The sequence below is a fragment of the Micromonospora chokoriensis genome (assembly GCF_900091505.1).
Classification (GTDB): Bacteria; Actinomycetota; Actinomycetes; order Mycobacteriales; family Micromonosporaceae; genus Micromonospora; species Micromonospora chokoriensis.
Genome location: NZ_LT607409.1, coordinates 289,977 through 307,926 on the forward strand (window position 1 = coordinate 289,977; position 17,950 = coordinate 307,926).

Sequence of the window (17,950 nt, forward strand, 5' to 3'; positions counted from 1 at the left end):
CGGGCCCCGCCTCCGAGATCAGCGAAGCACCTCGACCGTGTTGCGGCGGACGAGGTTCTTGCCCGGCTCGCGGATCTGCTCCATCGCGGCCGAGTTGAGCAGCACGCAACTGCCCGACGGGCCGGTCACCGTCACGGTGGTCGCCCGGTTGTTGTCCAGGTTGGTCACCCGCAGCCGGGTACCCACCGGGAACTGCCCGCTGGTGGCCCCCGGTCCGGCGGCCTCCTCGAAGAAGGTGATCGCACCCGAGCACGCCGATCGGGGTGCCGGGCCGGACGCGGCGGGCGACGCGGCACCGGGGCGTACCGTTCCGGGTGCCGGCGCGGCAGGCGGCGCGGCACCGTCGAGACGCTCCACCACGTTGCGGCGGATGACGTTCTTCCCGGGCTCCCGGACCAGCTCCATGGCGGCGGCGTTGAGCAGCACGCAACTGCCCGACGGGCCGGTCACCGTGACGGTGGTCGCCCGGTTGTTGTCCAGGTTGGTCACCCGCAGCCGGGTACCCACCGGGAAACGGTCGCTGGTCGCCGCCGGCGCCCCGCCCTCCGCGGAGAAGGTGACCGAGCCGGAGCAGACCGACGACCGGGTCGGGGAGGTGTCGGCGAACCCCAGGTTGGTACCGACCGCCACACCCGCCGCGGCGAGCACCGCCACACTCGCCGCCAGCACGTGCTTGCGCTGCACCCTCATCGCCGTCACTCCCGTCCTCGGTGTTTCCGTCACCGCCTGGTACGGACGGGACGGGCCTACCGTTCAGCCGGCACGGGAACCGATCTCGCGACGGTCAGGTCCACCGGCCCGTACCGGGTGCGCGGCGCCCCGGTGATCAGCGCCCAGTAACGGTCCCCGTACGACCAGTGCCACCACTCGGTCGGGTAGTTCACCATCCCCGCGCCGCCGAGGGCGTCCACCATGATCTGCCGGTTTCGGCGGGCGGTAGCGCTGATGGTGGGCGCGTCGGTGAAGCAGGCGTCGGCGCTGTCCTCCGGGGTGGCGTCGATGGCCGTGCCCAGGTCCAGCTCCACGCCGTCGTCGGTGCACAGTGTCAGGTCGACGGCCCCGCCCGTGCTGTGCGGGGCCACCTCGACCGGTGAGACGAACTTGGTGGTCTCGCGGTGCAGTCGCTCCGGGGACCAGTCCGGGTGCCGGCGACGCAGTTCGTCGCGGTAACCGGTGAAGATCGCCAGCTGCGACTGGTACGGCCGGTAACCCTCGACCACCAACAGACGCAGGCCTGCGGGCAGGGCCCGCTGCGCGGCCAGCAGCCGGTCCACGACCCCGGCGCGCAGTCGGGCGTACGCCCCGGCGGGGTCGGCCGCGCGGCCGTCGAGGCGCAACTCGGGCAGCGCCCGCAGGTCGAGCAGCGGGTCGCCGTCGTCGGAGCTGGGTACGGCGGCCACCCGGGGATCGGAGAGCAGGATCATCGGACGCTCCCCGCCGTCAGGACGGGCCGCCCGGCGTGCCGGACGCGGGCCAGCTCCACGAGTCGGTCCACCACCTCCCGGTACCCGACACCGACAGCGGCCCACACCTTCGGGTACATCGAGTGCGCGGTGAAGCCGGGCATGGTGTTCAGTTCGTTGACGTACACCGAACCGGTCGTCTCGTCGTAGAAGAAGTCGACACGGGCCAGGCCCCACCCACCGATCGCGGCGAACGCGCGCAGTGACAGGTCACGGATCAGCTCGGTCACCTCGTCCGGCAGGACGGCGGGAACGATCATCGGGTCGGTGTCGCCGAAGTACTTCTGCCGGTAGTCGAACCAGCCGCCGGCGACCCGCACCTCACCGACCGCCGACGCCTCGGGGCGCGAACCGCCGAGCACCGCGCACTCCAGCTCACGACCGGTGACTCCCTGCTCGACGATGACGAGCTGGTCGTGGCGGAGTGCCTCCTCCACGGCCGCGGCCAGGTCGTCGCCATCGTCGACCCGGGTGATGCCGATCGAGGAACCCATGCTGGCCGGTTTGACGAACAGTGGCCGGCGCAGCCCGACGACCAGGTCCTCCGGGTCCTCGGCGGCCCGGTAGGTGTGCGAGTCGAAGGCGACGTACGGCGTGACCGGGATGCCCTCGGCCCGCAGCGCCCGCTTCATCGCCACCTTGTTCATGCCCACCGCGGAGGCGAGGATGCCGCAGCCGACGTACGGCACGTTCAGCGACTCCAACAGCCCCTGCACCACACCGTCCTCACCGAACGGCCCGTGCAGCACCGGGAAGACCACGTCCAGCTCGGCGTGCACGGCACCGGGTGCGTTGCCGGCGGCCACCTGCACGATCCCCGGGCACGGGCCACTCCGCAGCTCGACGGCCGGGCCGGTCACCACCAGGTGGTCGTCGATGGCCCGTTCGCCGGCCGGCCGGTCGCGCAACTCGGCAAGCACCGAGTCGGGCATCAGCCGGAACCCGCCGCTGCGGGTGACGCCGATGGCGACCGTGCGGTAACCGCTGCCGGCGAGCGCCCGGGCCACCCCGAGCGCGGACGCGCAGGACACCTCGTGCTCCGCAGACGGACCGCCGAACAGGATGCCGATCCGAACGGGCGCACTCACGCCGCCACCCCTTCCGCCGCCGTCACGGCGATCGGCCGTTGGACCACCAACCGCGCCAGGAGCGACGCCTCGACGTTCCCGCCGGTCAGCACCACGCCGACCGTCCGCCGCCGGCCGAAGCCGACGTCCGCGTCGCCGGAGAGCCGGAGCGCACCGGCCAAACCCGCCGCGCCGGACGGCTCGGCCACCACCTTGAACTCCGTCAGGATCAGCCGGAACGCCGCGCCGATCTCGTCGTCGTCGACCCGGACGACCCCGCGCAGCGCGTCGCGCACGATGGCGAACGGCAGCTCACCCACGCAGGACGGCCGTAGCCCGTCCGCGATCGTGGGCGCCGGCGCGACCGGGACGCGCACACCGGCCGCCAGGCTGCGGGCGAGCGAGTCACAACCCACCGGCTCCACGCCGTACACCTCGATGTCTCTGCCGGCCGCGGCCAGGCACGCGCCGGCCACCCCACCACCACCACCGACGGGTACGACGAGCGCGTCCAGTGGTGTGCCCGCGCGCTCGGCCTCCTCGATCAGCTCCAGGCTGGCCGTGCCCTGCCCGGCGATGACGTCCGGGTGGTCGTACGCGTCGACGACCGGGTGACCGCTCTCGTCGCTGAGGCAGTTGGCCGTCGCCACCCGTTCCTCGACGTCGGTGCCGGCGAGCACCACACGCGCCCCCGCCGCGCGGGCCCGGTCGACCTTCGTCGGCGCCGCGTCGACCGGCAGCACCACTGTCGCCGCGAGCCCGTGTTCCCGGGCCGCCAACGCCACCGCGATCGCGTGGTTCCCGGTGCTCTGCGCGATCACACCGGTGTGGCCGTCCGCGGCGAGCCGACCCACCGCCCGCAGCGCGCCCCGCATCTTGTACGAGCCGCCGTTCTGGAGGTTCTCCGCCTTCAGCAAAATCCGCGCCCCGACCAGATCGTCGATCACCGGGGACCGCAGCACGGGGGTGCGGACCACCCGGCCGGCGAGCCAGTCGGCGGCCTCCCCGACATCGACCCGGACCTGGCCAACGGTGCGTGACATCGTTTCTCCTTTCGGGCACGCCGCAGGTGGGGTCCAGCGGTACGCGGACCCGAGCGGTGTGGTGGAAGCGTCAGTGCGGGTTGGGTAGTCGGACGTCGACTCTCAGGCCGCCGTGCTCGGCGGGCCGGGCCGCGATGATGCCGTCGTGCGCCTGGGTGATCGAGCGGGCGATGGCCAGGCCCAGGCCGGCGCCACCGCCCTGCGAGGTGCGGTCCCGGGCCAGCCGGCGGAACGGCTCGAAGAGACCGGCCACCGCTTCGGCCGGCACGGGCTGACCGGTGTTGACCACGGACAGCGCGGGTTCGTCGCCCACCGTGACGGTGAGCGAGCCGCCGCGCCGGTTGTACTTGATCCCGTTCTCCACGAGGTTGGTGACCAGGCGCTCCAGCAGCACCCGTTCGCCGACGACGACCCGGGGCGTGAGGTAGGTGTCGATGGTGACCTCGGCCTCGCGGGCGCGGTCCTGGTAGCCGGCGAGCACCGCCTCGACGATCGTGTCGAGCCGCTGCGGTATCCGCGACCGCAGGCCCTGGTCGCTCTCGCTGAGCGCGAGCAGACCCTCGATCAGCCGCTCGTTGCGCTCGTTGGTCTCCAGCAGTTGGCTGGTCAGCAACTCCAACTGCTCGCCGCTGAGCGCTTGGGCCATGCCGACCTCGATGAGCGTCCGCTGCACGGCGAGGGGCGTACGCAACTCGTGCGAGGCGTTGGCGGCGAATCGCCGCTGGCCGTCGTACCCGGCGGAGATGCGTTCCATCATCGCGTCGATCGCCCGGGACAGCTGGGCCAGCTCGTCGTTGCCCCGGGGTCGGATCCGGTGACCGAGGTTCTGCGGGCCGAGATGCTCGATGGGGCCGGTCAGGTCACGGACCGGACGCAGGCACCACACCGCGCCGAGCCAGACCCCCACGAGCGCGGCCACCGTCACGAGCAGGACGGCCACCAGGGGCAGCACGGACGCCCCCGGGCGTGCTTCCGCGCAGAGCGTGTACAGCCCCGGTATCGGCAGGTCGCAGAACTGCTGCCCCCTGATCCAGGTCATCGTCGCCAGCCACTTGCCGAAGGCGGGCAGCGTCGGCCCGGCCAGCAGCGCCAGCAGACCCACCAGCAACACCCGACGTCGGGGCGTCCAGGTCACGCCGATCCACCGATGCGGTAGCCGGCCTTCGGAACGGTGTGGATGATCGCCGGGTCGCCGAGCTTCTTGCGCAGGGTCATCACGGTGACCCGTACCGCGTTGGTGAACGGGTCGGCGAACTCGTCCCAGGCCTGCTCCAGCAGATCCTCGGCACTGACGACCTGGCCGTCCGCGCGCAGCAGCACGTGCAGCACCGCGAACTCCTTCGGGCTGAGCGCGAGCGGGCGGCCGTCCCGGGTGGCCGTGTGCCGACCCACGTCGAGCACCAGGCCCTCCTGGGCGAGCACCGGTGGCAGCGCCGGCGTGGACCGGCGGCCGAGGGCCTGAACCCGGGCGACCAGTTCGGCGAAGGCGAACGGCTTGGTGAGGTAGTCGTCCGCGCCGAGGCCGAGACCCTCCACCCGGTCGCGGATGCCGGCCGCCGCGGTCAGCAGCAGCACCCGCGTGCCGACCTGGGCGTCGGTGATGCTGCGGCACACCTCGTCACCGGTGTGCCCGGGCATGTCCCGGTCCAGCACCGCGACGTCGTACCGGTTCACCCCGATCCGCTCCAACGCACCGTCACCGTCGTAGCAGACGTCCACGGCCATTGACAGGCGGCGCAGCCCTTGGGCCACCGTGTCCGCCAACAACCGCTCGTCGTCCGCCACCAGCACCCGCACGTCGTCCGCTCCCCCGAGTTCCGCTTACCCGGCATACCGTGTCAGGCCCGGGTTAAGGGTTCTGTAAGCACCCGTCGACAGCCATCGTCCACGGCATTGCCCCAGGGACAAGTCGTCGTGACCCAGGTGGCCGCCGGGTTCGTCCCCGTCCCGTGCCACCTGCGCCCGCTTGTCCCCACGCCCGCCCAACGGTGAGTGAGCCCCGTCACGAAGCCCCCTCACCCCGCCTTACGTGTCGATCATGGAGTTGTGGTTGACGTTACGCGTGGCTTTGCCCGATTGGTACGGCACCACAACTCCATGATCGACCGGGTGGGGGTGGGGGTTGGGGTGGGGGTGGGGGTGGGGGTGGGGTGGGGTGGGTGGGGTGGGTGGGGTGGGGTGGGTGGGGCTTTAGGGGCGGAGGAGGGGGAGCAGGGTTTTGATGATGTGGGCGGGGCGGCGGTAGAGGTCCAGGTCCGTGAAGTGGCGCATTTGCCAGCCGTTCGCGGCGAGCCAGTTCGATCGGGAACGATCGTGCCGGAGGCGGGCGCGGTCCAGGTGAGACGAGCCGTCGTACTCGACGCCGACACGTTGGTGCCGATAGCCGAGATCGATGCGGTAGAGCGGTGTCCCGCTGCTGTCTCGGACCCAGAGCTGCGGCTCCGGCGGCGGCAGACCGCCGTCGACCAGCACCAGTCGGAGCTGGCTCTCCTGTCGGCATTCCGCACGGGGGTCGGCACGTCGCACGAGATCGCGAGCCTGACAGACCCCACGGAGGCGTTTGTGTCGAGCGACCTCGATCCGCAGCTCCTCAGCCTCGCAGGCGCCTACGCGGAGACAGAGGTCCAGCAGCGGCATCACGTCCATCCGGCGCATCGATCGCGCGAGGTCCACCGCACATCTGGCGGCGGGCGCGCAGGGCACTCCGGCCAGCAGCATTGGATCGCGTACGGGCAGCACCGCCTCGTGGGCGATCACGCCCCGGATGTGCGGGACGTTCTCCCCAGCCGGCACGACCACGTGCACGTCGGGGCTGCGCGCATCGCCGAAGCCATGCAGTTGCGCGCCAGTCTGAAAGCCGACGACGGCGGTGGCGGGCAGCCGTCGGAGGATCGCCGGCAGGTGTGCTGCCAGATCAGTCGATGGCGCGTAGACACCCCGCGACAGCCGGTGCAGGTCAGACAGCTCAGTCAGCGTCCGAACCTGCTGCCGGCTGAGGCCGGCCGCGAGCAGCTCCGAATATCGGTACATGCCACAGAATCTGCGGCACCAGCCAACCAACTATCGACCCGAACCCAGCGCCCTGTGGATAACCACAAGCCCTGTGCACAACCCCCAAAGTCTCCCCACCCGTGCTAGCCCCGCCCCCTGTTACCCGTCGATCATGGAGTTGTGGTGCCCCATAAAAGCCTCAAATACGGAGCTATCACCAACCACAACTCCATGATCGACGCGTAACGGGGCGGCGGGGCTGGGTCAGTCGCAGGCTGTGCCGTCGCCGTCGCGGTCCAGGTCGTAGATGTCGCTGCCGATGACGCGGATGGGGCCGCTGACGTAGGCGGGTCCGTTGCCGCTGCCGCCCGCGCAGTCGACGTCGCTGGCGATCGGGACACAGCCGCTGTAGTTCGGGTCGCACGTCGACGACTGCGGCTTCTTGGTGCCGACCGCGACGACCTGGGTCACCGGCTGCTTCGTCACAGTGGACTTGACCAGCTTCCTGGACGTCCGCACCCCGTTCGTGGTGGTCACCTCGTACGTCAGGGTCCGCACCCCGTTGACGCCCTTGGTCCGCACGACCCGCTTGCCCTCGGCCAGTGACGCGTCCTTGACGGTCTTCTCGGCGTACCGGACGGTGGCCTGCTCCGTCTCGGTCGTCACCTTCACGACCGGCGCTGTCGCGGCGTCCGACGGGGTCGGCGAGGCCGTCGCCGGGGGTGCGACGGCTTCTGGAGCGGCAGTTGGGGTGGTGGCCGGCTCGGTGACCGGGGCGGGAGACTCCTCGGCCGGGTCGGCGGACGCCGCCACGATCGGCTGCTGCGCCTGCTCGGCGGCCGTGCCGGTCCTGGTCGGCTCCGGCTCGCCGGCCAGCGCGCCGATGATGGCGGTGCCGGTGCAGCAGAGCAGCAGGATCGACAGGGTCACCGAGCCGAGGATCACGGCGGTCCGGCGGGCGGGGCTGGCCCGACGGAACCAGTTCGGGCGGGGCGCCTGACCGAACGACGACGGGTACGGCGGGCCCGGGTTCTGTGGTGGTTGCATCGTCACGGCGATGAGTGTCGTCGCAAACACCGTGCGCAATATCATCCGTCGCGCTCGTCACCTGCGCCGTTCGCTTCGCACCGATGATCCGTGGGCGCCTCCCCGGACGACGAGACGTCACCTGCGGCAAACCTCCAGGCCGGTCGGCCAGGGCCGATCGTGCGGCTGCATTTGCCAACAAGCCTCGCAAATCCGCGCGCGCCACGCCCTCACACGCTCGACAGTCGACGGACGGCCGGGAAGGTGTCGAAATGCCGTCAGCAGGGGGTCAACGGGGCGTCGGCGTCCGAGCGACCCGTGCCGTCCGTCGGCCGCGTAGCGACGTGAGCCCCACCAGCAGCAGCGCGAGCGCGAACATCGCGGTGCCGATGACGTTGACCTGCGGTGGGATGCCACGCTGGGCGGCGCCCCACACGTACATCGGGAAGGTGACAGTGGTGCCCGCGTTGAAGTTCGTGACGATGAAGTCGTCGAAGCTCAGCGAGAAGGCCAACAGCGCGGCGGCCACGATGCCGGGCAGCACCAGTGGCAGGGTGATCCGCCGGAAGGTCTGCCACTCGGTGGCGTAGAGGTCCATCGCCGCCTCCTCCAGCCGCCGGTCCATCCCGGCCAGCCGGGCCTTCACGGTGACCACCACGAACGACACGCAGAACACGACGTGCGAGATCACGACGGTCCAGAAGCCCTGCGGCACCCCGGCGGACACGAACAGCGCCAGGAGCGATGTGCCCATCACCAGCTCCGGGGTGGCCAGCGACAGGAAGACCAGCAGGTTGACCCCGGCCCTGCCTCGGAAGCGGTGCCGGACCAGCGCGAACGCCATCAGGGTGCCGAGCACTGTGGCGACGACAGTGGCGAGGAACCCGATCTGCACACTGCGGACCACCGCGTCGCACATGTCCGAGGTGGCACACGGCCGACGCCAATTGTCCACAGTGAACTCGTTGAAGTCGTAGGACAGCCGGTTCGACGGGCGGTTGAACGAGAGCGCCGCCACCACCAGGTTCGGCAGCGCCAGGTAACCGAGCACCAGCAGCGCCACGATCAGCACCCAACGGTCGGCCAGCCACCGCGCGAACCTCACCGCACCTCCTCCCGGCCTGCCCTACGGAGATATCCGACCACCACCGCGAGGATCGCCGCCATCAGGAGGACCGACAACGCGGCGCCCTGCGGATAGTCCAGCCGGACCAGGAACGCCGAGTCGACGACGTTGCCGATCATGTATTCGTTCGGGGTGCCGAGCAGCTCCGCGTTGATGTAGTCACCGCTGGCCGGGATGAAGAACAACAGCGTCCCGGCGACCAGACCGGGCCTGGACAGCGGCAGTGTCACCCGACGGAACGCCGCCGCCGGGCTCGCGTACAGGTCGCCGGCCGCCTCCAGCATTCGGAGATCCAACCGCTCCAGGCTCGCGTACAGCGGCAGCACCAGGAACGGCAGAAAGGTGTACGTGAGCCCGAGCACCACAGCGAACGGGGTCGCCAACAGCCGGCCGTCCGGTGCGAGCAGGTGCGCGTCACGCAGCAGACCGACGAGCGTCCCGTTGTCCGACAGGATCGTTTTCCAGGCCAGCGTGCGGACCAGGAAGCTGGTGAACATCGGTGCGACCACGCACACCAGCAGCAGGTTCCTCCACCGGCCGGCCTTCACCGCAATCGCGTACGCCAGCGGGTAGCCCAGCAGCACCGCCAGCACCAGAGCCAACCCGGCGTAACCGAACGAGCGGAGGAACTGCGGCCAGTACGCCTGCACCACGTCGGAGTAGTTGCCGAACGCCCAGGTCATCGCGTACCCGGTGGTGAGCGAGCCGTCGGGGTCGTAGAGGCTGGCCGCCGCGAGCTGCGCCAGCGGCACCGCGAAGAACACCAGCAGCCAGGCCACGCCAGGCAGCAACAGGAGGTACGGCAGGAGCCGCCGCCGCGTCAGCCGGGTCACGACGACGCGGGCAGCAGGAACGCGTGCCGTGGATCCCAGTGCGCCACGGCCGCCCCGCCGACCGCCACCCGCGTCGACGTTCCACTGTTCGCCACGAACACCGACAGCTCGGCGCCCCAGCCGGTACGCAACAGGTACTGCGTGCTGACCCCCACGTAGGAGGCGTCGGTGACCACCCCGGTGACGTGTTGATGCCCCACGGGCACCTGGGCGGCGGAGCCGACCAGGTGCAGTTTCTCCGGGCGTACCCCCAGCTGGACCGGCCCGTGGTCGGCCCGTGAGCGGCCGACGGGCACCGAGAAGCGCGCGCCGTGCGCCGTCACCGCGACGTCGCCGCCGCTGACGCCGGTGGCCTCGCCGGCGAGCAGGTTGGACTGGCCGAGGAAGTTCGCGACGAACGCGGTGGCGGGGAACTCGTACAGGTCGGCGGGTGCGCCGAGCTGTTCGATCCGGCCGGCGTTCATCACCGCGACCGTGTCCGCCATGGTCATGGCCTCCTCCTGGTCGTGCGTGACGTGCACGAAGGTGATGCCGACCTCGGTCTGGATGCGCTTCAGCTCGATCTGCATCTGCCGCCGCAGCTTCAGGTCGAGCGCGCCCAACGGCTCGTCCAGGAGCAGCACCTGCGGCCGGTTGACCAGCGCACGGACCAGCGCGACCCGTTGCTGCTGACCGCCGGACAGCTCGGCGGGACGGCGACTGCCGTAACCGTCGAGCTGCACCAGCGACAGCATCCGGTTGACCTCGTCGTCCACCGAGCGGATGCCGCGTCGACGCAGCCCGAAGGCCACGTTCTCGAAGACGTCGAGGTGCGGGAAGAGCGCGTAGCTCTGAAAGACGGTGTTGACCGGTCGCTGGTGCGGCCGCAGCCGGGCGATGTCCCGGTCACCGAGCAGCACCTGGCCGCTGGTCGGCTCCTCCAGACCGGCGATCATCCGCAGGGTGGTGGTCTTGCCGCAGCCGGAGGGCCCGAGCAGCGCGAAGAAGGAGCCCTGGGGGATCGTCAGGTCGAGGGCGTCGACAGCGGTACGGGCGCCGAACCGCTTGGTCAGGTCGGCCAGTCGCAGGTCACCGGCCGGAGTCTCACGCGCCATCCGCGTCACGCTCCGATGACCTGCTGGAACGTGCCCTCGTACTCCTTCTCCTGCTTCTCGTCCAGGGTCATGAACACCGTGGACCTCGACAGCAGCGCCTCGTCGGGGAAGATCAGCGGGTTGGCCGCCAACTCGGGGTCGATCTTCTCCATCTCGGCCTGGGCGCCCCGGACCGGGCAGATGTAGTTGACGTACGCGGCGAGCTTCGCGGCCACCGCCGGCTCGTAGTAGTAGTTGATCAATTGCTCGGCGTTGGCCCTGTGGGTGGCCTTGTTGGGCACCAACATGTCGTCGCTGTAGAGCATCACACCGGAGTCGGGCGCGACGAACCTGACCTTCTCGTCCGCGCTGGCGAGCTGGATGACGTCGCCGGACCAGCCGATACACGCGGCGATGTCACCCTTGGCCAGCTCCGGCGCGTAGTCGTTGCCGGTGAACCTGCGGATCTGCCCGGACTCGACGGCCTTCCTGAGCTTGTGCAACGCGTCGTCGAACTGGGCGGGAGTGAAGTTCGCCGGGTCGTGCCCGTTCGAGGCGAGCAGGAGGCCCATGGTGTCGCGCATCTCGCTGAGCGCCGTCACCCGCCCCTTGAGGTCGGGGCGGGTGAGCAACTCGTCGACGGTCCGCAGCTCCTTCGTGACATTGCCGTTGTACGCCAATCCGGCCAGGCCGGACTGCCACGGGATGGAGATCCGGTTCTCGGTGTCGAAGGAGCGGTCGAGCAGCGACGGGAGCAGGTTGGCCCGTACGTTCGGGATCCTCGCCGGGTCGAGCTTCTGGACCCAGCCCAGCCGGGCCATCCGGGCCGCCATCCAGTCGCTCAGCACGATGATGTCCCGGTCGATGCTCTGACAGGCGGCGAGCTGGTTCCGTACCTTGCCGAAGAACTCGTTGTTGTCGTTGATGTCCTCGGTGTAGGTGACCTTGATGCCGGTCTCCGCGACGAACTCGTCCAGGCTCGGCCGCTTGGACTCGTCGCTCTCGTCCACGTCCAGGTACTGCGGCCAGTTGGAGAAGGCGAGCTTCTTCTCCGTGCCGGACAGGTCCTCGCTGACGCAGCCGGCCTCGGTCTGCTGGGCGCCCTCGGTGCCGCAGCCGGCGAGGCTGCCGCCCGTGGTGAGCAGGGCAACCGTGCCCAGAGTGCCGGTGAGTAGTCCACGCCGGGAGAGGGGCCGGAGGGGCGCGCGCATCAGTTTTCCTCAGGGTCGGTGCCGTGGACGCCTGACACGATGACAAACCCGCAGCGCCAGAAGAGCATCGGGGCCAGCGCATCACCGCCCGTGCAGCCGCCCATCACGCTCAGCACGATCCGCTCGCCTCCCCGCGCGGGCTCGGTCCACCCAGGGCTTGATCGACTCGCCTCCCTTGGGCTTGATCGACTCGCCTTCCGGGAAACCGGGCCATCCGCGCGACGTGATACCGCGCCTTCCGTGAACCCGAGTGGATCAGCTGTCGGGCAGGCGGCCGGGCAACAGCGGTCGGGCAGGCGGGCAGGCATCAGCAGCCGGTCAGGCGGTCAGGCAACAGCGGTCGGGCAGGCGGTCAGGCATCAGCAGCCGGTCAGGGCTCAGCGGCCGGGCATATGGCCAGGCGGCCAGGCGGCCAGCGATCAGCGGCGGGGCAGGCGGTCAGGGCTCAGTGGTCGCGCCGGCGGACATCCTTGACGAAGGACGACCAGGCGGCCGGCGCGAAGGCCAGGGTGCCGCCGTCGCGGTCCTTGCTGTCGCGCACCAGCACCTGGCCGGGCAGGTTGTCGGCCACCTCGACGCAGGCACCCCCGTTGTTGCTGCTGCGGGTAGCGGTGCGCCAGCGGGCTTCGGTCATGTCCATGTCGTGGCCACTTCCCTGATCAGCTCGATCGACCGGCGTTGGGGTAACGCCTCACCGGTGACGCTCTCCCACCTGTGTCCCAGGCTAGCGACGTCGACGGGATCGGTCACGATCTGACCGCGGAGCTGGTTGTCGAGATACGCCAATTCCGTCCCGTCGGGCAGGCGGCCCAGCACGAAGGGGCCGGCCAGGCCGGTGTGCCACGGACTGTCGGCCGGGATGACCCGGACCTGCACGTGCTCCCACTCGGCGACCGCCGCCAGGTGGGTCAACTGCCCGGACATCACGGCGGGGTCGCCGACCAGCCGGCGCAGCACCACCTCGTCGATCACCGTAACGAGCTGCGGCGGGGCATCGCGGCCGAGGACCGCCTGCCGTTCGAGCCGGCTCGCGACGATCAGATCCACCTCGGACGGCGGGAGCAAACCACCGGTGCCCAGCACCGCGCGGGCGTACCCCTCGGTTTGCAGCAGGCCCGGTACCAGCAGCGGCTCGTACCACCGAATGCCGATGGCATCCTGTTCGAGCTCGGCCCACGGTCGGAACCACGGCAGGTCACGGCGACGGAACGGCTCCGGCCAGAGGTCGGCCGCGTCCCGGCACAGGATCTTGGCCACCGCGACCCGGGTACGCGGATGCGGGATGTGCCCCACGGCAAGCCACCGCGCGGTCGTCTTGGGGTGGACGCGAACCTTCTCCGCCAGCGATTCGACAGTCTCCCCCGCCTCGGCCATCGCCACCCGCAACGCCTCGTTCGCCACTGGAGCCTCCCGCCCGCCAGGCGTACACCGTGACTTCGCTCGATGCACGTTGCGGCGGATGGTAACCACGCTGCGTGGCGATGTCTGCGGTCTACCGGCGTGTGGCGGTCAGACATGTCGGCGCGCTTCCAGAACGCCCACCGAACGCTCCGAAGGTGCCCCACCAACGTCCCCAGCCAGGCCGCCGCACCCCTGCGACCGATCCACACTCACGTCGCCGCCGCCCGTGACGACCGACCCACACCACCTGACCGCCAGCCGTGGCGGCCGATCCACTCCACCTTCCCGCCACCCGTGGCGGCCGATCCACTCCGCGTCGCCGATAAGGCGGTATCAACCGTTCCCGACACCGCCACATCGCCGATCAGGTGTGGATCACCCCGCCCAACCCAACCCCACCCCGCCCCGCCCTCACCCCGCCCACGCCTGTTGATCAAGAGGTTTCGGTCAAAGACCGGCGCGTTCTTGACGCAAACCTCTTGATCAACACCGAAGGAGGCGCGCGCAGCCCGAAGGAGGCGCGCGCAGCCCGAAGGAGGCGCGCGCAGCCCGAAGGAGGCGCGCGCAGCCCGAAGGAGGCGCGCGCAGCCCGAAGGAGGCGCGCGCAGCCCGAAGGAGGCGCGCGCAGCCCGAAGGGGCGCGGTTAGTGGTTGGGGGGGATTACGCGGAGGTGGCCTCGGCGGCCGGTGGAGTGGGACTGGTCGGAGTGCGACCGGTCGTGGGGTTCCTCCGGCGGGCGGGGGGCCGGGCGGGCGGCTTCGCGGACTGCTTCGGCGAGCGCTACCAGGTCGTCGGTGGTGGGCGGGGGCGGTTCGAACTCACCCTCGTGCCGGACCACGTCCCAGCCCCGCGGCGCGGTCAGGCTGCGGGCGTGCGGCTCACACAGGTCGTACGTGTGCGGCTCGGCGAACGCCGCCAGCGGCCCCACGACCGCTGTCGACTCGTTGTAGACATAGGTCAATGTGGCGACCGCTTGCCGGGGGCAGCCGTTACGGGAGCAGCGCCGTGGTGACCTCACGGCGGCAGGGTATCTCCATTACCGGGTCCGGCGCATCGCTTCGCGTTGCGACACGCCCGTCATGGTGATCACAGTTGACCGTTGCGGGCGCGCCGCGCCACGGGAGCGGCGCTGCCGCTGAGCAGCCCCACGTGGGCGCTACCCTTTGCCTCATGACGAGTCCGGAACACCGCCGCCCCGGCTCCGGCCGGCGTGCGCACCGCGACCGGCATGGGCGCGGCCTGCGCGGACGGTTGGTGCCGGCGACCGTGCCGCTGGCGCGGACCAAGGCCGAGGTCTTCGACGACCTGGTCCTGGACACGGTGGAGACGCTGGAGCGTCGGTTCGCCAAGGAGTTGGCCGGTGTCGAGTTCGCGGTCGAGGACGTCCCACCGGACCTGAACGTGTACGACTCCGACGTCCTGGAGGACGGCGAGATCCCGCTGGCCCGACTGCTGCCCGGTCGGCCGGGCCGACAGGAGGTGCCGCCGAGGATCGTGTTGTACCGGCGACCCCTGGAGTTCCGGGCGATGGACCGTGAGGACCTTGCCGATCTCGTCCACGACGTGATCATCGAGCAGGTGGCGAATCTCCTCGGGGTGGACCCCGAAGAGCTGGCCTGAGCAGTCCGGCCGTGCGCCGGCAGTCCGGCCGCGCGCCGGCAGTCCGGCCGCGCGCCGGCAGTCCGGCCGTGCGCCAGCAGTCCGGCCGTGCGCCGCGCTGAGCGACCCCCCGCGGGCCGGACCCCGCTCCGGTAGAGCTGCTGTTCGGGTGCGCTGTCGGGCGGCCCCCACCGCCCCGACCTCGCACCGCTCAGGCGGCCCGCCGCTTCAACTTGCGCCGCTCCCGCTCGGAGAGCCCACCCCAGATGCCGAACCGCTCGTCGTGACCGAGAGCGTATTCAAGGCATTCGGTCTTGACCTCGCAGCGCCCACAGATCCTCTTCGCCTCACGGGTGGAACCGCCCTTCTCGGGGAAGAACGCCTCGGGGTCGGTCTGCGAGCACAGTGCTCGCTCCTGCCACTCCGGCGCGTTTCCGAGCAGGTCGGCCACCTCAAGCTGGCCGTCCATCAAATGCCTCCTTGTCGCGCACCGGCGTCATCGCCGCTGCAACCCCCCACGCGAAAGGCGTGCTTGTCCGTCCGGTCCCGTTTTGTTGCGTTCCGTGCGAACAACCCCATTCAAATTACACGCGTGTAATACGTGCGCCGTCAAGCCAAACTTGATAATGGAGTCGCCCTCCCGACACCCCCGGCCGGCCATCCAGGCCGTCCAGCCTCGCAACCTGCCCTATCGATTCAGACCCCGGCCGAGTAACGCCCTCTCCGGCGAGTTGCTCGACTTTTCTGCCGTGGCGCTCCCCCGCCGGGCCGCCGCCAGGACAGCACGAGCCAAGCTGATCTTGGTGGGGGACAGGTTAACGCGGCGCGGCACAGACTGCCCGTCGAGCAGTGGGCAGCACGCGCGCCCCGTCCACAATGTGGACGGGGCGCGACGTGGAGATCGGTGTCGGGACGTCAGCCGGCAGCCCCGAACCCGCTGCTGGGCCACACGAACTCGGCTATCCCTCCACCATGGACAGAAACCGTCCCGGCAGAGGTCTTCTCGTCCCACCAGACGGTATAGAACCCAGCGGGCAGGTCGGGATAGACCGCACTGTGGAACGAGCCGTCCCGCACCCGGCGCTCACGCACCGCCGAGTGGACCCGCCCGCCCTCCTCCCGGCTGATCTCGATCTCCCGACCGTGCAGATCCGGGCTGGTGTAGACGATCAGAGCACCGGTGTCGCCGCCCAGATCGAGGACCACACTCCCGGTCTCCGACGGCCCGTACGCGTGATCATGCATCCGCTTCTCCCCCGCGCCGATCAGGACCCCGCCGGCGGGTTGTTGAACCCGTCGTACGGCGTACCCAGGTAGGGGAAGTTCCCGAGGAACGGCGCCGTCACATCCGCGGCGCTCAACCCCGGGGTGACCGCGGCGGCCGCCGCGTCCGGCCGGAACGTCTTGTCCACCAGCGGGACGGTCAGCCCGGCGATCGCCCGCAGCGCGATGCTCACCACGTCGTCACCGACCCGCCGCCCGTTCGGGAAGCCGGCCAGGTCACCACCGAGCACCCCGAACCGGTCCGGCCGCCTGGTCGGCGGGATCGCGGTGTTCAGCCGCAGCATGTCCGCCTGCACGTCGCCGGTCGCGTTGGTGAAGCCGTCGATCAGCCCGGCCGGTACGCCCGTGAGCAGGATCGCCACCAGATCGGCGCGGGCCTTCTTGGCCCTGGTGAGCTTGTCCAGGTTCGGGAAGACGTCCGGGTACAGGGCCGGCAGCAACGCGGCCAGCTCCGGCTGCTCGACGAACTGCGCGAACCGCTTGTCCTCCGACGGCGGCAGCGAATTCCACTGGTCCTTCTTGGACATCGGCACGATGACCTCGTTGAACAACGGATTACCCAACCGGGACACCTGCGTGAACGGGCCGGTGGCGGTGTCCGCCGCACCCCGGTCGCCGAGCACCCGCACCTGCCGGCGCGACGCCGACGTCCACACCCCGATCACCGACGCCCGGTCACCGACGCCGTACCGGTTGGCGCGCCGACGCACCCGGTCGAGCGGCACCTGGACGGCGATACTGTGCACGTTCATCCGGTCGGTGGCGTTGACCGGCTCCCCCTCGGCCTTGAAGATCTTCTTGCCGGCGACGTGCAGCTGCTGGAACGGCCGCAGCGTGCCCAGGTCGAAGATCGCCCCCAGGTCGACGAAGAACCCGTCGGCGCGCTGACCGGCGAAGACCCGCTCCCCGGTGGACAGCGAGTAGGTCGCCTGCCGCACCAGCTCGGCGTACTTCGGCGTGGACAGCGGGCCGACGTTGCACGGCGGGCACTGCAACTTGTGCGCCAGCCGGTGCTCCCGGCCGTCGGCCACCCGGGTCAGGCTGTAGAACTGCCGCCGGTTCCAGGTCTTGCTGTCAAGCGAGTCGATCGGGCCGGTGTTGTACAGGAAGCTGTTCGGATTGGTGATCTCGGTGGTGAACTCGAACCGGTAGGTGACGTCCGGACGGCCGTCACCGTCGTTGTCGATATGGATCTCGTAGCGCACGTCGTCGCCGAACTCGAAGAAGTTCGGCCCCCCGGAGGGGAGCTGCAACGGCACGTAGTTGGCGATCAACGTGACCGTGTCGCGCTTGTCGGGGCTGACGAACGCGTACAGGTCGGAGCTGTCGGCGACCGGATCCTTGGCGATCTCCGGGGCCTCGCGGTGGGAAGACATGGCGGACCAACCTCACTGGGCGGGAACAGGGTGGCAGGGCGGGACGACGGGTCAGCGCCGGGCGGCGCGCCGCAGTCGATCCGCCAGGCCGCGGTCGCGTACCTCGATCCGGGTCTCACCGACGAAGACGTCCATCGTTCCGGAGCTTGCGTCCCGCAGGTGCACGACGATCGGCTCGTCGGCCCGCCCGGCCGCGCCGGGGGCGTTCTGCGCGGCCGACAGGCCCGGCACGGTGAGCGCGGCGGCCCCGAGGGTGGCGCTGGCCGCGGCGGTCAACGTCTGCCGGCGGGTCAGTCGCGGCCACTGCCGCTTCCGCTGATCACTGGTCATGGGCAACCTTTCCGGCGGCGGCGCGAACGCGCCCGCGAGGACGGACGGGTCCGGTGCCGTCCAGCGACGCCGGGCCCCGAAGGGACACCGGCGGCGGTCCTCGCCGCGACCGCCGCCGGCATCGCGT

At 70.6% G+C, this 17,950-nt stretch carries 20 protein-coding genes; 1 reads left to right on the forward strand and 19 read right to left on the reverse strand.

Annotated features, from left to right (window positions below):
* Positions 1–18: 18 nt before the first annotated feature.
* The 15 genes from GA0070612_RS01320 to GA0070612_RS01390 all read right to left on the reverse strand — a co-directional run bounded on the left by GA0070612_RS01320 (position 19) and on the right by GA0070612_RS01390 (position 14,252).
* Positions 19–690, reverse strand: coding sequence for an RlpA-like double-psi beta-barrel domain-containing protein (locus tag GA0070612_RS01320; RefSeq protein WP_088986243.1), 672 nt, complete (start codon positions 688–690; stop codon positions 19–21).
* Between the two features lie 56 nt (positions 691–746).
* A complete protein-coding gene (locus tag GA0070612_RS01325) occupies positions 747–1,424 on the reverse strand; it encodes a M15 family metallopeptidase (protein WP_088986244.1) in 678 nt (225 codons plus the stop codon).
* Positions 1,421–2,551, reverse strand: a complete 1,131-nt coding sequence (locus GA0070612_RS01330; RefSeq protein WP_088986245.1) for a D-alanine--D-alanine ligase family protein — start codon at positions 2,549–2,551, stop codon at positions 1,421–1,423. The genes GA0070612_RS01325 and GA0070612_RS01330 overlap by 4 nt, the downstream gene beginning before the upstream one ends.
* Complete coding sequence (locus GA0070612_RS01335) at positions 2,548–3,573, reverse strand: threonine ammonia-lyase (protein WP_088986246.1); 1,026 nt, start codon at positions 3,571–3,573, stop codon at positions 2,548–2,550. The genes GA0070612_RS01330 and GA0070612_RS01335 overlap by 4 nt, the downstream gene beginning before the upstream one ends.
* A 70-nt stretch (positions 3,574–3,643) precedes the next feature.
* Entirely contained in the window at positions 3,644–4,708 is a 1,065-nt protein-coding gene (locus tag GA0070612_RS01340) for a sensor histidine kinase (protein ID WP_231924427.1), read from the reverse strand.
* The gene (locus tag GA0070612_RS01345; protein ID WP_088986247.1) at positions 4,705–5,370 is read right to left on the reverse strand and encodes a response regulator transcription factor; all 666 of its coding nucleotides are present in this window, start codon (positions 5,368–5,370) and stop codon (positions 4,705–4,707) included. The genes GA0070612_RS01340 and GA0070612_RS01345 overlap by 4 nt, the downstream gene beginning before the upstream one ends.
* Before the next feature lie 393 nt (positions 5,371–5,763).
* On the reverse strand, positions 5,764–6,633 hold the full coding sequence (locus GA0070612_RS01350; RefSeq protein ID WP_231924428.1) for a DUF559 domain-containing protein: 870 nt from the start codon (positions 6,631–6,633) through the stop codon (positions 5,764–5,766).
* A 195-nt stretch (positions 6,634–6,828) separates the two neighbouring features.
* Positions 6,829–7,611, reverse strand: coding sequence for a G5 domain-containing protein (locus tag GA0070612_RS01355; RefSeq protein WP_231924580.1), 783 nt, complete (start codon positions 7,609–7,611; stop codon positions 6,829–6,831).
* Positions 7,612–7,879: 268 nt separating this feature from the next.
* Positions 7,880–8,695: an ABC transporter permease gene (locus GA0070612_RS01360; protein ID WP_088986250.1), complete on the reverse strand. Its 816-nt coding sequence runs from the start codon at positions 8,693–8,695 to the stop codon at positions 7,880–7,882.
* Positions 8,692–9,549, reverse strand: coding sequence for an ABC transporter permease (locus GA0070612_RS01365; RefSeq protein ID WP_197699289.1), 858 nt, complete (start codon positions 9,547–9,549; stop codon positions 8,692–8,694). Before GA0070612_RS01365 ends, GA0070612_RS01360 begins: the two co-directional genes overlap by 4 nt.
* Entirely contained in the window at positions 9,546–10,643 is a 1,098-nt protein-coding gene (locus GA0070612_RS01370) for an ABC transporter ATP-binding protein (protein ID WP_088991193.1), read from the reverse strand. Before GA0070612_RS01370 ends, GA0070612_RS01365 begins: the two co-directional genes overlap by 4 nt.
* 5 nt (positions 10,644–10,648) lie before the next feature.
* Complete coding sequence (locus tag GA0070612_RS01375) at positions 10,649–11,833, reverse strand: polyamine ABC transporter substrate-binding protein (RefSeq protein ID WP_088986251.1); 1,185 nt, start codon at positions 11,831–11,833, stop codon at positions 10,649–10,651.
* Between the two features lie 445 nt (positions 11,834–12,278).
* Positions 12,279–12,473 (reverse strand): DUF397 domain-containing protein, encoded by a 195-nt coding sequence (locus tag GA0070612_RS01380; protein WP_088986252.1) that lies wholly within the window; start codon positions 12,471–12,473, stop codon positions 12,279–12,281.
* A complete protein-coding gene (locus GA0070612_RS01385) occupies positions 12,464–13,207 on the reverse strand; it encodes a DUF5753 domain-containing protein (protein ID WP_088991194.1) in 744 nt (247 codons plus the stop codon). The genes GA0070612_RS01380 and GA0070612_RS01385 overlap by 10 nt, the downstream gene beginning before the upstream one ends.
* A gap of 670 nt (positions 13,208–13,877) precedes the next feature.
* The gene (locus GA0070612_RS01390; RefSeq protein ID WP_088986253.1) at positions 13,878–14,252 is read right to left on the reverse strand and encodes a DUF3499 domain-containing protein; all 375 of its coding nucleotides are present in this window, start codon (positions 14,250–14,252) and stop codon (positions 13,878–13,880) included.
* Positions 14,253–14,404: 152 nt separating this feature from the next.
* Between GA0070612_RS01390 and GA0070612_RS01395 the strand changes: the two genes are divergently transcribed.
* On the forward strand, positions 14,405–14,854 hold the full coding sequence (locus GA0070612_RS01395; protein WP_088986254.1) for a metallopeptidase family protein: 450 nt from the start codon (positions 14,405–14,407) through the stop codon (positions 14,852–14,854).
* Positions 14,855–15,044: 190 nt separating this feature from the next.
* Here GA0070612_RS01395 and GA0070612_RS01400 read toward each other — a convergent pair whose 3' ends face one another.
* The 4 genes from GA0070612_RS01400 to GA0070612_RS01415 all read right to left on the reverse strand — a co-directional run bounded on the left by GA0070612_RS01400 (position 15,045) and on the right by GA0070612_RS01415 (position 17,823).
* The gene (locus GA0070612_RS01400) at positions 15,045–15,302 is read right to left on the reverse strand and encodes a WhiB family transcriptional regulator (RefSeq protein WP_088986255.1); all 258 of its coding nucleotides are present in this window, start codon (positions 15,300–15,302) and stop codon (positions 15,045–15,047) included.
* Positions 15,303–15,748: 446 nt separating this feature from the next.
* On the reverse strand, positions 15,749–16,078 hold the full coding sequence (locus GA0070612_RS01405) for a phospholipase (RefSeq protein ID WP_088986256.1): 330 nt from the start codon (positions 16,076–16,078) through the stop codon (positions 15,749–15,751).
* A 20-nt stretch (positions 16,079–16,098) separates the two neighbouring features.
* Positions 16,099–17,493 (reverse strand): DUF4331 domain-containing protein, encoded by a 1,395-nt coding sequence (locus GA0070612_RS01410; RefSeq protein ID WP_088986257.1) that lies wholly within the window; start codon positions 17,491–17,493, stop codon positions 16,099–16,101.
* Between the two features lie 51 nt (positions 17,494–17,544).
* Complete coding sequence (locus GA0070612_RS01415; protein WP_088986258.1) at positions 17,545–17,823, reverse strand: hypothetical protein; 279 nt, start codon at positions 17,821–17,823, stop codon at positions 17,545–17,547.
* Positions 17,824–17,950 lie beyond the last annotated feature (127 nt).

Bases quoted from the DNA above. Each gene is read 5' to 3' on its own strand.
- GA0070612_RS01395 (WP_088986254.1), top strand. From the start codon at position 14,405: ATGACGAGTCCGGAACACCGCCGCCCCGGCTCCGGCCGGCGTGCGCAC.
- GA0070612_RS01405 (WP_088986256.1), bottom strand. From the start codon at position 16,078: ATGCATGATCACGCGTACGGGCCGTCGGAGACCGGGAGTGTGGTCCTC.
- GA0070612_RS01380 (WP_088986252.1), bottom strand. From the start codon at position 12,473: ATGGACATGACCGAAGCCCGCTGGCGCACCGCTACCCGCAGCAGCAAC.
- GA0070612_RS01355 (WP_231924580.1), bottom strand. From the start codon at position 7,611: ATGCAACCACCACAGAACCCGGGCCCGCCGTACCCGTCGTCGTTCGGT.
- GA0070612_RS01415 (WP_088986258.1), bottom strand. From the start codon at position 17,823: ATGACCAGTGATCAGCGGAAGCGGCAGTGGCCGCGACTGACCCGCCGG.
- GA0070612_RS01375 (WP_088986251.1), bottom strand. From the start codon at position 11,833: ATGCGCGCGCCCCTCCGGCCCCTCTCCCGGCGTGGACTACTCACCGGC.
- GA0070612_RS01335 (WP_088986246.1), bottom strand. From the start codon at position 3,573: ATGTCACGCACCGTTGGCCAGGTCCGGGTCGATGTCGGGGAGGCCGCC.
- GA0070612_RS01320 (WP_088986243.1), bottom strand. From the start codon at position 690: ATGAGGGTGCAGCGCAAGCACGTGCTGGCGGCGAGTGTGGCGGTGCTC.
- GA0070612_RS01410 (WP_088986257.1), bottom strand. From the start codon at position 17,493: ATGTCTTCCCACCGCGAGGCCCCGGAGATCGCCAAGGATCCGGTCGCC.
- GA0070612_RS01370 (WP_088991193.1), bottom strand. From the start codon at position 10,643: ATGGCGCGTGAGACTCCGGCCGGTGACCTGCGACTGGCCGACCTGACC.
- GA0070612_RS01385 (WP_088991194.1), bottom strand. From the start codon at position 13,207: ATGGCCGAGGCGGGGGAGACTGTCGAATCGCTGGCGGAGAAGGTTCGC.
- GA0070612_RS01400 (WP_088986255.1), bottom strand. From the start codon at position 15,302: ATGGACGGCCAGCTTGAGGTGGCCGACCTGCTCGGAAACGCGCCGGAG.
- GA0070612_RS01325 (WP_088986244.1), bottom strand. From the start codon at position 1,424: ATGATCCTGCTCTCCGATCCCCGGGTGGCCGCCGTACCCAGCTCCGAC.